This is a genomic window from Leptospira kanakyensis (assembly GCF_004769235.1).
Lineage (GTDB): Bacteria > Spirochaetota > Leptospiria > Leptospirales > Leptospiraceae > Leptospira_A > Leptospira_A kanakyensis.
In genome coordinates, this window is the sequence record NZ_RQFG01000005.1 from 285562 (window position 1) to 300780 (window position 15219).

The 15219-nt window shown below is 38.8% G+C and carries 15 protein-coding genes; 7 read left to right on the forward strand and 8 right to left on the reverse strand.

Going from position 1 to position 15219, the window contains the following annotated elements:
* The first annotated feature begins 68 nt into the window (after positions 1 to 68).
* From EHQ16_RS01880 to mutS, 5 genes are all read left to right on the forward strand, one after another.
* Positions 69 to 959: a shikimate dehydrogenase family protein gene (locus EHQ16_RS01880; protein ID WP_135636890.1), complete on the forward strand. Its 891-nt coding sequence runs from the start codon at positions 69 to 71 to the stop codon at positions 957 to 959.
* 40 nt (positions 960 to 999) lie between these two features.
* Entirely contained in the window at positions 1000 to 2199 is a 1200-nt protein-coding gene (locus EHQ16_RS01885; protein WP_135636888.1) for a Mur ligase family protein, read from the forward strand.
* Between the two features lie 62 nt (positions 2200 to 2261).
* Complete coding sequence (locus tag EHQ16_RS01890) at positions 2262 to 2882, forward strand: TetR/AcrR family transcriptional regulator (protein WP_135636886.1); 621 nt, start codon at positions 2262 to 2264, stop codon at positions 2880 to 2882.
* Positions 2883 to 2898: 16 nt separating this feature from the next.
* On the forward strand, positions 2899 to 3531 hold the full coding sequence (locus tag EHQ16_RS01895; RefSeq protein ID WP_135636884.1) for a phosphoribosylanthranilate isomerase: 633 nt from the start codon (positions 2899 to 2901) through the stop codon (positions 3529 to 3531).
* Complete coding sequence (gene mutS / locus EHQ16_RS01900) at positions 3515 to 6037, forward strand: DNA mismatch repair protein MutS (RefSeq protein WP_135636881.1); 2523 nt, start codon at positions 3515 to 3517, stop codon at positions 6035 to 6037. Before EHQ16_RS01895 ends, mutS begins: the two co-directional genes overlap by 17 nt.
* Here mutS and serB read toward each other — a convergent pair.
* The 7 genes from serB to bioD form a co-directional block, all read right to left on the reverse strand.
* Positions 6008 to 6919: a phosphoserine phosphatase SerB gene (gene serB, locus EHQ16_RS01905; RefSeq protein ID WP_135636879.1), complete on the reverse strand. Its 912-nt coding sequence runs from the start codon at positions 6917 to 6919 to the stop codon at positions 6008 to 6010. The two genes, mutS and serB, sit on opposite strands and share 30 nt — an antisense overlap.
* A gap of 2 nt (positions 6920 to 6921) precedes the next feature.
* On the reverse strand, positions 6922 to 7647 hold the full coding sequence (locus EHQ16_RS01910) for a GDSL-type esterase/lipase family protein (RefSeq protein ID WP_135636877.1): 726 nt from the start codon (positions 7645 to 7647) through the stop codon (positions 6922 to 6924).
* Positions 7648 to 7666: 19 nt separating this feature from the next.
* The gene (locus tag EHQ16_RS01915; protein WP_002975048.1) at positions 7667 to 7846 is read right to left on the reverse strand and encodes a hypothetical protein; all 180 of its coding nucleotides are present in this window, start codon (positions 7844 to 7846) and stop codon (positions 7667 to 7669) included.
* Between the two features lie 24 nt (positions 7847 to 7870).
* A complete protein-coding gene (locus EHQ16_RS01920) occupies positions 7871 to 9385 on the reverse strand; it encodes an MFS transporter (RefSeq protein ID WP_135637350.1) in 1515 nt (504 codons plus the stop codon).
* 92 nt (positions 9386 to 9477) lie between these two features.
* Entirely contained in the window at positions 9478 to 10533 is a 1056-nt protein-coding gene (bioB, locus tag EHQ16_RS01925; RefSeq protein ID WP_135636875.1) for a biotin synthase BioB, read from the reverse strand.
* A 63-nt stretch (positions 10534 to 10596) separates the two neighbouring features.
* Positions 10597 to 11919 carry an adenosylmethionine--8-amino-7-oxononanoate transaminase gene (gene bioA / locus EHQ16_RS01930; protein ID WP_135636873.1) on the reverse strand — a complete coding sequence of 441 codons (1323 nt, stop codon included), beginning with the start codon at positions 11917 to 11919 and terminating at the stop codon, positions 10597 to 10599.
* Positions 11909 to 12601: a dethiobiotin synthase gene (gene bioD / locus EHQ16_RS01935; protein ID WP_135636871.1), complete on the reverse strand. Its 693-nt coding sequence runs from the start codon at positions 12599 to 12601 to the stop codon at positions 11909 to 11911. Before bioD ends, bioA begins: the two co-directional genes overlap by 11 nt.
* A gap of 59 nt (positions 12602 to 12660) precedes the next feature.
* Here bioD and EHQ16_RS01940 point away from each other — a divergent pair, with 59 nt between their 5' ends.
* Positions 12661 to 13182, forward strand: coding sequence for a cyclic nucleotide-binding domain-containing protein (locus tag EHQ16_RS01940; RefSeq protein WP_135586785.1), 522 nt, complete (start codon positions 12661 to 12663; stop codon positions 13180 to 13182).
* Positions 13179 to 14237, forward strand: a complete 1059-nt coding sequence (locus tag EHQ16_RS01945; RefSeq protein ID WP_135636868.1) for an AI-2E family transporter — start codon at positions 13179 to 13181, stop codon at positions 14235 to 14237. The genes EHQ16_RS01940 and EHQ16_RS01945 overlap by 4 nt, the downstream gene beginning before the upstream one ends.
* A 47-nt stretch (positions 14238 to 14284) precedes the next feature.
* On the opposite strand, the gene EHQ16_RS01950 is transcribed toward EHQ16_RS01945, so the two are convergent.
* Positions 14285 to 15199: a DMT family transporter gene (locus tag EHQ16_RS01950; protein WP_135636866.1), complete on the reverse strand. Its 915-nt coding sequence runs from the start codon at positions 15197 to 15199 to the stop codon at positions 14285 to 14287.
* Positions 15200 to 15219: the final 20 nt, after the last annotated feature.

The window sequence follows — 15219 nt, forward strand, 5'->3', positions numbered from 1 at the left end:
TGTACCTGTCTATTACCTATTTTCGGTAAGCAGTTCGTAAGTCCATAAGATAAAAAAAGAGGTTTTCCTTGTATTCAAAACACACAGAGATATTTGGCATCTTGGGATATCCCTTAGGACATACCCTTTCTCCTTGGATTCATAACACCCTATTCCAACTCTCTGGGTATGATGGAGTGTATCTAGTATTTGAAAACCAAAACTGGAAAGAGATAGGCCTTCGACCTTTGATCGACCTCGGTGTAAAGGGAGTTTCCGTGACCATCCCTTTTAAAGAATGGGCTTATTCACAAGCGAACATTGTTTGTACAACCTCAAAAACAATGGGTTCATCCAATACATTACTCTTTCGTGAAGGAGTCCAAGCTGTGAATACAGATGGATCTGGTGCGGTAAGATCCATTACCAAAGCCAATTCCAAACTCTTAGATCCTGGAATCGAAAAACAAATTTTGGTTCTTGGGAGTGGTGGAAGTGCCAAAGGCATTCTATTTGCCATTGCAGAATCTCTCAAACAAAATCTTGGGAATGAAAAGATCCAAAGAAAAGTAAAAATACTTGCAAGAAATGAATCTGCAACGAAAGAAATCATACAATCGTTAGAAAACCCAGATTGGTTGGGAGTGACCACTCAAGAAGAAAGTCTAAAAGAAGCAGAGAATTACGACCTAGTCATTCATACTACGCCCGTTGGAATGAAAGGATTTGGTGGAGAACCACTACTTCATAAAAACTTTTTTACCAAAAAACATACGTTATTCGACATTGTTTACAATCCGCTAGAGACTGATTTGGTCAAACAAGCAAAGAAAAAAAAGGCAGAGATCATTCCTGGTTATCATATGTTACTTTACCAAGGAATCAGACAATTCGAACTCTTTACAAATTTAGAAGTCAAAACCAAATGGATAAAAAAAGTAGAATCCTTATTATTAAAACAATTGAAAAACAGATCTTAAATCTAGGATCTTAACTTTAAGATTCACAAAAGAATTTACCATGCAGTTTTTAGATTTTTTACATAGCCTACAAAATATAGAAAAAACAAGAAACTTCAATGTCTTTCAAACCTATTCCTTAGATGGCCTTTCTGAACTTTTCCAATTTGTAAAATCCAAACAAAATCTACACAAACCCATTCGTATCAGTGTCGTAGGAACCAATGGGAAAGGTTCCACTTCACATTATTTAGCATCTCTGTTATCAAAATTAGGATTCAAAACAGGAATTTATACTTCACCACACCTACTCTCACCTTTGGAAAGATTTCAAATTTTTAAAGAAGGCAAATCCGAAATTCCTAAAGAAGTGGATGTGGAATCCTTCTTCACCAAAACCATCCTTCCCAATTTAGAAAAATTTAAGTCACTTTCTTATTTTGAGTTTTTAACAGTGTTTTCCTACCTCTACTTCGCGGCAGAAAAAACAGAATTTGAAATTTGGGAGGCAGGGCTTGGAGGAAGGCTTGATGCCACAAAACTAGTAGAGGCAGACTTTGTTGTACTTACGAAAATTGGATTGGATCATTCTGAAATTTTAGGGGATACCAAAAAAAAAATTTGTTTAGAAAAACTAGGGATTATAACAGATGTTTGTCGAAAGTTAGTGGTGATGGATCCAGAAGATGATTCCCTTAAAACCATCATTCAAAATTTTTCGGAAAACAAAACTCCGCTCCAAATCTTCCCTCTGACAAAAAAACCAACCTATTTAGAAACTAACTTTCTCTTTTCCAAAACTACCCTTAGCGATTTGTTTCCGGAATTTGAACCCAAATTAAAATCCATTTCCTTTGAAAGTGTGGATCGACCTCGGGGACGAATGGAAGTTCTCCAGAAATCTCCTGAAATTGTTTTTGATCCCGCGCACAACCCTGTGGCCATCACCACCACTACCTTAGAGTTTTCTCTGACCCATAAATCTTTTGCGGTTGTTTTGGGTAGTCTGCCGGACAAAGACCGAGAAGGGATTTTGTCTGTGCTAGAAAATCTTCCCCTGGTAGCGCTTTACCTTTGGGAAGGCCCGGGTTTTGGAACTTTTCCCGAACTTCCAGAAGTTTTAAGAACGAAAACAACCAGAGTTCAGACCGAAGAGGACTTAGGAGCCCTATTCCAAGGCAGATCTCCGGTTTTGGTGTTAGGAAGTTTTCGCCTGTATGGAATTGTGGCAAATTTGATACAAAATACAATAAACATGTAAAATTAAACTTTACAAATGAATCCTGAACGACATTGTTCTTTTAGGAAACAACGTTCAGGACCATGCAAACTCCCAAAGAACATACAAGAAAAGAAATCTTACAAGCGGCTCGAGAAGAATTCATCCAACTCGGTTTTGAGAAGGCAAGTATGCGAACCATTGCTAAAAAAGCAAAGGTCTCCACTAGTAATATCTATAATTACTTCGAAAACAAAGAACACCTTCTAACAGAGATTTTACAACCAGTTCTTTCTGGGATGGAGAAAGCTTTTGCTTATGTTTCCCATCCAGATTATTTCGAAAAAAGGTTTAACGACAGTTATGATGCTTGGAAAGAACGATTTCACATTGCACTCGAATATGTGGACTCCAATCGAGATGATTTTATCCTTTTGTTAACCAAATCACAAGGGTCACATCTAGAAGAATTTCCCGATACCGTCCTCACTCGGCTCACAAAAATCAATTTTGATCAATACACAACTTTCAAAGAAAAAACCCCTAGTTATAAGGGAGAAGTGAGTGAATTTGTAGTTCGAAACATCCTATCCTTCTTTTTGAATATCTTCGTCCAAATGATACGACAAGGAATTTCCAAAGAAGATATGTTGTTCTATCAGGATAGTTTCCTTAAATTTTTACATTACGGATACAAAGGATCGATTGCCTCTGATCTGAGTTGATTCAATCTGGTTCTCGATGGGAACCGGATACAAAATCAAAATCTGTGGAATCAAAGACCTGGCCACACTCGAACTCTGTGTGGACCTCCAGGTCGATTTTGTCGGCCTAAACTTCTCCCCACGTTCCGTGCGCCAGATTGATATCGAGACGGCCGAAGCCCTACTCAAAATCAGAAACAAACCTGGGTTCCCTAAATTAGTATTTTTATTTTTTGAAAACTCTGTTTCCGAAATCCAAAATCTAACCGAACGTTTTCATCCAGACCTTGTCCAACTCATTCGCGGTGACAAATTTCTCACAGATGAACTCTGGGATTACCTGACTGAGAAAAAAACACTCCTACCAGCCATTCGTATCCAAGAAAAAGTAACTTCCGATAAAGATCTGGAGCCAAAGTCTGAATTGGTAATTTTAGATAGTTACAATAAAGACTTAGGTGGTGGGACAGGCCATAGTTTTCCTTGGGAGTATGTAACGTCCGTAAAACGACCCTTCTTACTTGCTGGAGGAATTACACCAACCAATGTAAAAACAGCATTAGAAACCGTAAGACCTTATGGAATTGATGTGGCAAGTGGAGTCGAAACAGACGGCAAAAAAGATCCAAATAAAATAAAAGAATTGGTACACAATGTCCGAACAATATGAAGCATTGAACACTCCGGTCATGCGCCAGTATACGGAAGTGAAAGAACAACATCCTGATGGGATTGTGTTCTTTCGTATGGGAGATTTTTATGAAATGTTTTTGGATGATGCAAAAATTGCTGCACAGATTTTAGACATCACTCTCACCAAACGCCAAAACCAAATCCCTATGGCAGGGATCCCTTACCATGCCACTGAAAGTTATATATCAAGGCTGATTGCTGCTGGTAAAAAAGTAGTCGTTTGTGAACAAACCAAACCAGAAGATCCCAAAGCCAAAATCATGTCGAGGGAAGTGGTGCGAATCATCACACCAGGAACAGTGGTGGAGGACAACCTTCTTGGCGGATACCAAAACAACTATTTGTCTTTATATTACAAAGAAAAAACATCCGTTTACTTAGCGTTTGCTGACGTTTCCACTTCCGAACTTTTATATTTCTTTTTTTCAGAAAATGAAACAGAAAGAATCAACGATACCATCAAACGATTTTCTCCCAAGGAAATCATTTACACAGATGAATTACCTCCCTTAACAAGAGAATCTAAAATCATTCTTTCCAAAATTCCACCTGATTACCTTCCTAAAAAGAAGGGAGCTGGAATTGATACTGTCGTCCACGTACTAGACGCTTATCTTCAATACAATTATCGCAAACAAAACTTTGTTTTTAAGTCTCCCAGACGGATTGATGAAAACGAATATTTGATTTTGGATGAACAAACTGTTTCCCATCTAGAATTAGTAGAAAATCCAAATGATAAAAATCATACTTTGTTTGGAGTTCTCAACCGTTGTATTACGGCCACCGGTAAAAGGTATCTCAAACAAAGAATTCTTTTCCCAACCCGAGATGAAAATAAAATCAAATCTCATTGGGATAAAATTGAAATTTTATCTTCCAACAAAAAAGAAAGGCAGAAAATCAAAGAATCGTTAGGTGATTTGATCGACCTAGAAAGAGTTCTCACTCGTTTTCGTGTAGGGAAGGCCCTACCCCGTGATTTCCGTGGGATCGATAAAAGTTTAGAATCCACAAATACAATCAAAACCATTTTGGATGGAATTGGTTACGATTTTTCAAAACTTCCCAAAGAATTAACCAACCTATCCAAGTTATTTTTCGACACCCTCTACGAAGGAGAATTGCCTGTTTTTCTTGGGAACTCTCCCTTTCTAAAATCAGGATTCAATAAAGAATACGATGATGCCATCCTTGCCCGCGAAAAAGGAAAAGATTGGATTTTGGAATTAGAAGAGAAGGAAAAAAAAGCCTCAGGCATTTCCTCTTTAAAAATTCGTTACAACAAAATCCTTGGATACTTTATTGAAATATCCAAAGCACAAGCCAAAGAAGTTCCCTCGCATTTTTTAAAAAAACAAACCTTGGTGACTGGAGAAAGATTCACTTCTCCTGAGTTAGAAGAATTAGAAAGAGCCATCCTCCAAGCTGATGAAATCATCGAAAGGATTGAAAAAGAAAAATTTGATGAGCTTGTCGCACATTGTATTTCTCTTTATGAAGAATTTCTAACTCTTTCCACAGAAGTGGCCTCTTTAGATTACCATCTCTCACTTACGGAAACCAAAGAAGAATTCCAGTGGACAAGGCCTGAGATTCGTAATGATGGAATCTTAAACTATTCCGAATCCCGCCACCCCGTTGTAGAAACTTTTTTACCCATTGGTGAACGTTTTGTACCCAATAGTTTAGAACTAAACCCAAAAGACAACGCCATTGCCGTGTTAACTGGTCCCAATATGGCAGGTAAGTCTACCTTTATGCGCCAAATTGCGATCAATCAAATCCTATTCCAAATGGGTTCTTATGTTCCGGCAAAAAAAGCATCTCTGGCCGTTGTGGATCGGATCTTCACTCGGATTGGTTCGGGAGACAACCTCACAAAAGGAGAATCTACTTTTTTTGTAGAGATGAAAGAGACGGCAACCATCCTCAATCAATTCTCAGAAAATAGTCTCATTCTCTTTGATGAAGTGGGCCGGGGAACATCCACTTATGATGGGTTGTCGATTGCTTGGGCCATTTTAGAGTTTTTAACAGTTAAGTTTCCCAAACCGAAAACCATTTTTGCCACTCACTATCATGAGCTGACAGAACTCGAAAAAGGAAATGGAATCTTTAATTTGTATTTGGATACTTTTGAAAAGGAAGGAGAGATCCTATTCTTAAAAAAAGTCAAACGTGGAAAATCCAAACAATCATTTGGAATCTACGTGGCAAAACTCGCAGGGATTCCAGAAACCGTTTCAGATCGTGCCAAAGAAATCCTTTCTGGTTTAGAATCCAAAAAAAGAGAGATTAAAATCAAAAACGAAGAACCAAGTTTGTTTGCAGGTCTTATGGATAGTAGCACATCCAATATGTCGCCAAACGAAGAAAAGGTTTTGAAACGATTGAAACAAATCGATCCCAACCAAATTCCACCACTTGAAGCTTTGTCTATTTTAGATGAATTAAAACGTATCCTCAAAGAGAAAGACTAAAGCCGATAGATCGGTAAAATCGATCCAATTGGTAATTTGGTCTTTTAATCCTTGTTTGGCGTGGATACCAATTCCAATTGATGCGGCATTTAACATCAAAGCATCGTTTGCCCCGTCTCCCACAGCCACCACTTGTTCGAGCGGAATGGAAAGTTCCCTTGCATATTGTTTTAGATAGATTTCTTTTTTTTCGCGGTTGATGATCTCACCAAAAATTTCTCCGGTAAAAACACCATCCACCTCTTCCAATCCATTGGCTTTGTAAAAACTCACTGGATACTTTTCTGAGAATAATTGTAAAACAGGAGTAAACCCACCACTGAGAATTCCTAGTTTGGATGCATTTGCTGGAACAAACTGAAATACCTTTTCCATTCCATCATTCAGTGTTAATAGATCATACACTTCTTTAAAACTTTCTTTAGAAAGTCCCGCCAAGTGTTTCACTCGTAACCGAAGGGCTTCATCAAAACCCATCCCACCTTCCATGGCTTGTTTCGTGACAGTGGCTACTGCCTCATACACTCCATGTTTTCTTGCCAACTCATCAATGACTTCTTCTTTGATGACAGTGGAATCCATATCAAATACAAAAAGAGATTCTTTATTTTTTGGTAACAAAGAACCAATGGATAAAAAATCTATTTGGGACTGGGCCAAATCCTTTCGAATTTTTAGAACTTGGTCTCGGTTAAGAAATTCATTATTTAAAATCCGAACACAGTGTAACCCAAATCTTTCTGCACGAAATATTTGAGAATCCTTGATCGTAAAAGTTTTGTCCGTTGAAGCATTGGGATGTTCAGATTTTGTATCAGGAAAGGTTTTTGAAAGAATGGAATCAGAAATAGGGAAACGAGAGATGAGAAGCAGTGAATTCATTTTTACTTTTGTAGATAGGGTCTGAGTTTTTTACCCCAAAGTTCATATCCTTTTTCATTAAAGTGGAGACTGTCCCCATTCGGACGGATGAATTCATCACTCAGAGTGGGAGAATCCACTTTACGCATCATATCCCAAACTTCGATATATTCCACGTTGTTTGTTGTTCTTGCCACTTGGTTTAAAAACAAATTGAATACAGGGACGATCTGGTTTAATTCCTTTACCCTTGTGGGAGGAACTGCGATCAGAAAGATCTTCGTATTTCTATTTTTAGAATGAATCTTTTGGATGATAGATAGTAAGTTGTTTTGCACCAAACTCAGACATTTGCCTTGGATGAAATCATTTCCCCCAATTTCGATGACTACTTTTTCTGGATGGAGGATAAGAGCATCTTCTTCAATGCGAGAAAGTAAGGTTTCTGTCATGTCCCCACCAATCCCACGATTGGTAACAGACTGGCCCGGAAATTCTTTCGCCATAAGTTCCGGTACAAATAAATGCACTAAACTATCGCCGGCAAAAACAACATCGGATCTTTTGATTTTTGCATTGTCTTCTGCGAATAACAAACGCATGGGGAGCCAAGCCTTCTCTATATACTTTTTAAAGTTAGAGTCGTCTCGCCACCCAGGCTCTGCAAAACATTTAAAACTGGTATCGAAATAGTCTCGTTTCGAGTATGATTTACAATCCGTAACACTCGAAACCAGGGCAAGAACCATGCCCCATCGAAGGAAGAATTTAATCCTGTTCTTGCGGTTCATTCATTCGGAAGCGCTTTTGCCAATCTTTGATTTGGGCCTGCGCATATTCTTCCGTATCACAAATCCGAAATTCAATCGGGTTATTTGTGGTTGTCTCGATGAGTTTGGCTTCGATATACCCGTTCTTTAACTTGGTTGTCTCAATGCGATATCTCATCTGAATAGCTCCAAAAACCAGGATTTAATTACCACGTATCTTTGCAATCTCTTCTAAAGTTTCATCTTCCTTGTATTTTCCAAAGAGAAAGATGGCCAAAATACAGAATGCAGAGGCAAGAGGACCAGTCAGACGAACGCCTAGCTCCCCTCCTGCTTCCTCTTCTTCGACTTTACAAATGGTAGATTCCTTACTTATTTTTGCCTCAACTTCTAAATTTTTTTTCACTTCAAGCTTGGAATCGGAGACAGAAGGTGCAATGATTCCCGTAACATGGGGTGATGCGTTTTTCTTTGTTTCACGGTCAAGTCCAAGTAGGATTACTGAACTAAAGATAAGAACAGCCAGTGTTTGTCCCAACTTTTGCATAAAGGTTCTACCCGCATAAAACAAACCTTCTCGTTTTGATCCTGTTTTTAATGAATCCAGTTCAGCAATATCAGCCAAAATGGCATTCGGTAAAATCCCAAGAATGGCAATGGGAACCGCAGCAATGGTTACGATCAAATAACCTTGGATATGCGGAGATAAAGGTAAACTATCTTTTCCGATAAAATAGATAGAGAGGAACAAAAATAGAAAAACATAGAAGCCAAATAGAACTGTTTTTTTCTTACCGATCTTCTTTGCCACTGCATTGACCACTGGATAAAAAGCAAAAGAAACTAGTAACATTACCGTAAGTAATTGTGTTACAAATTCTCGTTCTAGTTCCAAAAGAACCGTTACATAATAAGAAATCCCTGTTGTGAGAATGGTAAGGGCAAGGAAATAACAAAGATCCGATAAAGCGAAGTATAGAAAATTCTTATTTTTGAATGTAAGAAAGATGGCTTCTTTGAAAGGAACACTCGAGGCTTCCGCCTCACAATAGGTTTTTTCATGGATCGTAAATACAGGGAAATACATACAAATCGCTGCAAACACACATAAAATTCCAAGAGCATATTGACGCGCGACCAAAGTTTGGATGGTTAGATCAGCATCGAAAACAAAGTTTGCTTTCAGGGCACTGGCAATCATTGGTTCTGTGGATGCCACAATGATCCCTAAAGCATAAGTAACAGAAATATAAGTAGAAAGGTTTAACCTTTCTTCTGGAGTATGCCCAAGTTCTGGAATGAGAGCAAAGAAGGGAGTCACATAGATGGTTAAAAATAGGTAAAAAAGCAACATACAACCAGTCATCCAAACCAGGTTTGCGGAAGAGACGAAGTTGTAAGGAGGAACAAAAATTAACCAACAAAAGACGGCAGCTGGGACTCCACCGAGAAAAAGAAAAGGAATCCTTCTCCCAAACCGGGAAGAAAATCTGTCTGAGGAATTGGCAATGACAGGATCGGTAAAGGCATCCCACAAACGGCCTACGGCTGCAACAATTCCAATGGTGGAAAGCCCCCAGAAGGCCATTTTTTCAATGAGGTCGGGAAAACATTCCTGCCCCGGTTTCGGTGCTGGCGGTAGATAGAAGTAAACTTGGTGGAGACCAATGATATTGATGAGTGTGGACCAACCCAATTGGCCGATCGCATAACTCATTTGTTTTCGAAATGGTAAAGATGGTTTTCGCATGTTTCTCACTAGAGGCGGTAAAGTAGGAGCATACTACCGCCAAAAGTAAAAAAGGCAAACTACTTTTTATGTTTATAGAGCTCTGGAAAATTTTTCTCGTCGTAAAGGGATTGTGTTTCGTATTCTTCCCATCCTTCAGGAACACCTTCTGTAAATTCAGGCACCATAGAACAGTCACGAATTAAGTTCATGGTCTGAACCATTTCACTTCCTTTTACGTTTAAGTATCCTTCAGCAAACAATGAATTGGCTACAAATAGAGCCATAGATTGTAAGGAACCTAAATGGCCTTCTCTTCCTGCACCAATCCGAATTTCTGAATCTGGATTTACCAATCGAAATACAGACAAAACTCGGATACAAAACTCTGGAGTGAGTGATGACTTCTGGATGGCATGACCTTTGATAGGAATAAAAAAGTTAACAGGGATAGATATAACACCAAGACGTTTCAATTCAAAAGCAACTTGCACAAGGTCTTTCAATTCTTCTCCCATCCCGACTATGATCCCAGAACAAAGTCCGATATCTGCTTCTTTTGCCGCCTCAAGTGTTGTTAGTCGGTCTTTGAAGGTATGAGTGGAACAAATTTCATTGTATTTGGACTCTGAAGTATTGAGGTTATGATTGTACCTGTCAAGGCCTGCATCTTTTAAGGTTCTGGCTTTTTTAGCATCCAAAATTCCTGCAGACAAACAAACCTTCATTCCAAGTTCTCCATTGATTTTGGAGATGGTCTCAGCGAGTTTATCAACTGCCTTGTCCGTTGGACCACGGCCCGAGGTCACCATACAAAACCGGTAGGCACCATTGTCTTTGGCACGTTTGGCATCTTCCCAAATTTCTTCTGGAGATTTTAAAGAATATTCTTGGATTCCAGAATCTCCGCCTTTTCTTTGTGCGCAGTATCCACAGTCTTCGGGGCAATAACCATTTTTGATATTATCTAATATATGAATGCGAACACGATTGGTATAATAACGATTTCGTTCTTCTGCCGCACGAGCAACAACCGAAAGCAAAGGGACTTTTCCTTCTAGGATTTCAAAGGCTTCCGCTTCCGTAATTAAGGATGGTGCTTGGGAAACTGTTTTTTCTTGGACTTCTGCAATCATGGGAACAGGTTCTGGATGGAGCCAACCTGTGTAAACGAAGAAAATCGCTTCGTATATTTAGTCTCAATCTGATTCGGCAAAACTAAGGAGGGTTTGTTCCAATCCTAAAAAGATTTGGTCGAGAGAGTTTTCGGAAATTGTATAAGGCGGAGTGATATAAATCGTTCGGCCGAGCGGGCGGATCAGAACTCGATATTCCTTCATTTTCTCTCGGATCCTTCTCCCAACAGGATTCAAATACTCATCTTCAGCAATGGTTTCCTGAAACTCAAAAGCAAAGATCCCGCCCATCACTCGAACATTTTTGATTCGATTTCCCAACGTTTTTTGGAATGGTTCGATCCGTTTTTGTAATGAGGCCTCAAGTTTTTTTACGAGGCCGAGTCCTGTTTCTTTTAAAAGTTTCACGGACGCATAACCCACGCTACATGCAAGTGGATTTCCCGTCATCGTATGGGCATGGAAAAAAGCTTTATACGGATCTTTTGATAAAAATTGTTCGTAAATAAATTTTGAAACCAAAGTAGCACCAAGGGGTAACATTCCTCCGGTAAGACCTTTTGCCATTACAAGTAAATCCGGTTTCACACCTGCCTTTTGGTAAGCAAAAAATTCACCAAGTCTCCCCATTCCGGTAAACACTTCATCAAAGATAAGAAGTGTATTTGTTGCGGTTGCCAGTTCCCTTAGTTTGACTAAAACCTTTTTATCATAAAACAACATGCCGTTGGCACCAAAAACCAGTGGTTCAATCACAATCCCTACATATTCTTTTTGTTTGATTGCGAGTTCTAAATCGGACAAACATTCCGTATGGCAACTGTTTGCTGATTTTCCCCAAGGACAAAACATACAATTCGGAGCTGGGAATTCTTTTGTTGGGAATCTAAGTTCAGAATAAATACGATTGAAGTAATTTTTTCCAGAAACATTCATAGCTCCAATGCTATCCCCATGATATGAATTGGAAAATACGAGGAACTCCGATCGTGGTTTATAATCTGGATGGTTTTGATAAAACTGAACAGAAAGTTTTAAGGCAATTTCTATCGCATTGGATCCGTTATCAGAATAAAAAACTTTATGAAATTCAGAGTTGGTTAATTCCAACAAAACTTTTGATAAAGATTCAGCTGGAGGATGGATATGACCAGCAAGCATGATATGATCCAGTTCTTTCAATTGTTTCTCTAAAGCCAAAACTAGTTTAGGATGGCGATGTCCAAAAATCATTGTCCACCAACTAGCAATCGCATCAATCCAGGAATTCCCAAAAGAATCAATTACGAACTCATCAGTTGCCTGAACGAAATTGATTAAGGTTTCTCCTTCCTCTTGGATGGTTAAAGGAACCCAGGTATTTGTTTCAATTGGATTAAAATTCATCTTCTGGATTTAAAATTGTATCAATGACATTACGGTTGGTATCAAAATGATTGTTGGCAAAAACAAGGAATTCCTCGGGTGATAATTTTTGTTCTGGGAAATTGGTAATTCCAAGGCAAGGAGCGCCACCTAATCTTTGTATGGTTTCCGCATTATCGGCTTGTAAGGGATTATTTTGTCCTACTAAATAAAAACCAAGGACAGGAATGAATCTACTGGTCAATGCATCTAAGGTTAAAAGTGTGTGATTGATCGTTCCAAGTTCCGTGGATCCAATCACAATGACAGGAAGATTACTTTCCCCAATCCCTCTGATAGTTAAATAATTCTCCGTTAAGGGAACAAAAACCCCTCCTGCCCCCTCAATCAAAGTGTTAGTTTTTCTTTCCTTGGTTAAAACATTCAGTAGGTGTTTGGGATCCAAAACGATCCCCTCCTGTTTGGAGGCATAATGTGGGCTTGCGGGTGTAGAAAATTCATAAACCGGTTTCAGAAAGTAGGAATCAGGTAGATCTGTTGTTTTTCGAATGAATTCTGTATCCCCTGCGCTAGGCGCACCTGTTTGGACGGGTTTCCAATATCGAAATTCATGGCGCTTTGCATACTTTGCCATAAACAGACTCGAAAAAAAAGTTTTTCCAATGTCCGTTCCCGTGCCTGTTACGTAAAAAGCTTGGCCCATACGGATCAAGTTTTATCAATTCCAGGCCCCGTCTATCCGATTTATATAGGAGAGGCTTTATGCAACTTCCCCTTTGGAAATCAATTCTCAAACGTGACGAAAACCCAATTACGGAGATTTCGCATTTTTTACGCGAAACCGCTATCTTTGAAGGTATGTCTCGCCGAACTTTACGTGAAGTCGCAAGGCTCATCCACAAACGAAAGTATTATGCAGGTGAAACCATTTTTTACCAAGGCCAAGCGGGGACAGGAGTATATCTTATCCTCCAAGGTAAGGTAGAAATTTATTCAGAAAGAGAAGGAGTGACTTTAAAACTCGCCGAACTAGAGAAAGGTGCCTTTTTTGGAGAGTTAGCTCTGTTTCAAGACTTTCCAAGATCAGCAACGGCAGTAGCACTTGTTGATTCCATTTTGTTAGGATTTTTCCAACCAGAACTAAAAACTTTATTAGAAACAAAACCAAGAGTTGGAAATGATCTACTCCTTAGTTTTGCATCCATCATTGCGGATAGACTTCGCAAAACAAATGATACACTCGAAGCTGCTTACTTCAAAAGTAAAAAAAATAAATCCAAATGAGCACCAAAGAAAACAATATCTCTTCCTTAATTTTGCGTAGTGCTTTTTTTGGGCTCATCATACTCACAGCCCTTATTGGCATCATTGGTGTTAAATTTTTAGCGATCCCACTTCTTATTTCAGGAATCCATTTTTATATCTTTCATGGGATTGTGGATTATTTTGAATCAAGAGGAATCCATAGAGCCATTACTATCATTATTATTTTTTCAATTTTGATTGCAGGGGCTTATTGGTTTTTGGCCTTTTACTTACCAAATCTTTTTGAAAAGGCCCAACCCATAGTTTCAGAATGGTCTATCAAAATGGAAGATCCGAATTTTCAGTTACTCGATTTTAATAAACTTCCCGTACTTTCAAAAAATCCAGAACTTTGGAAAAAAATCATCAACCCAGAAGAAGTTGCCAAAATGGCAACAAGCAACTTAGAAGAATTTTTAAGAGGAATGGTTGTGATGATTCCTACTTTTATAAGTTGGATGATCATCATTCCTATCATCAGTTTCTTTTTGCTTTTGGATGCTAACTTAATTTATAAAACAATGATTAGTTTTATACCCAATCGTTTTTTTGAAATGTTCCTCATGGTGTTTTATCGAATGAACCAACAAATCACTAGTTATTTAAAAAGTTTAGTGATCCAATGTGGAATCATGGCCATCGTAGCATCTCTTGGATTTTATCTTGTTGGAGTGAAATTCTTTTTTCTCTTTGGAATTTTTCTCGGTGTTGCCAATTCCATTCCCTATTTGGGCCCACTCGTGGGAGCGGTTCCGCCCATTTTATTTTCGATTCTTTTCCCTGAGATGTCCCCATCCATTGGATCCATTGCTTCTGTTGTTGTGGTAGCGCAGTTAGTAGACAATGCCATCGTCCAACCTGTGGTGATAGCCAATGCGGTCTCTCTTCATCCTCTTGCCATACTCATTGGAATTGCTGTTGGAGGTAACTTTTTTGGAATCTTTGGGATGTTACTCGCCATTCCCGTTTTGTCCATCTTAAAGGTTACGATTGGGATTCTTTACCACGCACTGAAAGAACACCAAATCATATAATTCAAAATTAAGAAAAGATGTGTAGAGAATACAAATCTACACGTTGATCATTCTTCTCGTTTGTTCCACTTACCTAATTCAGAAAATACAATTCCAAACAGGGTAAGACCCGAACCAATCGCTCCCACAACCCCTAACCTTTCTCCTAACACCAAGTAAGCGAGAAAAAAGGAAAACACCGGTTCCATACTATAAAGTAATCCTGCCCGAGCCGGAGGGACAGCCTTTTGGTATCTAGTTTGGATTTGGGTCGTGAAGATCGTAGCAAAAACAGAAGTATAAATGATTCCAATCCAAAACTTCATATCAAAATGAATGGAGATGGTTTGGTTTAAAAAAATGGATTCTACAGGAAATAAGGAGGTGGAAACAACTGCAATGAGAAGGATCTCAAAGGAAACTAAAATTTGTGCAGGAATTTTTTTACTAAAAATATCGATGAGGATGATATAAATAGCAAAGAAAAAAGCACCAATGAGAGTCAGTCCATCACCAAACCCAAATCCAATGGAAGTAACAATTTCATCATACGTTTTTCCATTTTGTGAGATTAGAAACAAACCAACCACCACAATCAAAACAGCAACCCAGGTGCGAAGTGAAGGTAACTTTCTTTCGATGGCAATTTGTAACAAAGGAACAAACACAACATAGGCTCCCGTCATAAATCCAGACTGCGTAGCCGTAGTATAAACAAGTCCAATCGTTTGGAAGGCGTAACCCAAAAGAGCTGACAAAGCCACGAGAAAGGCTGGGAAAATATAATCCCACCTTCTATTTGCTTTGGAAAATAAAGTTTTACGATATAGGAGTAAAGCGATGATTCCTGCGAGCCAAAACCGAACGGCTAAAAATAAGAAGGGAGGCACCGAATCCAGTGCAAGTTTGATGACCACAAAGGTTCCACCCCAAAGAATGGCGGCAATCACCAAAAAGAGTTCGGGAGTGAAGATCCTAGACATATGAGTCAATCTCTTGAAAG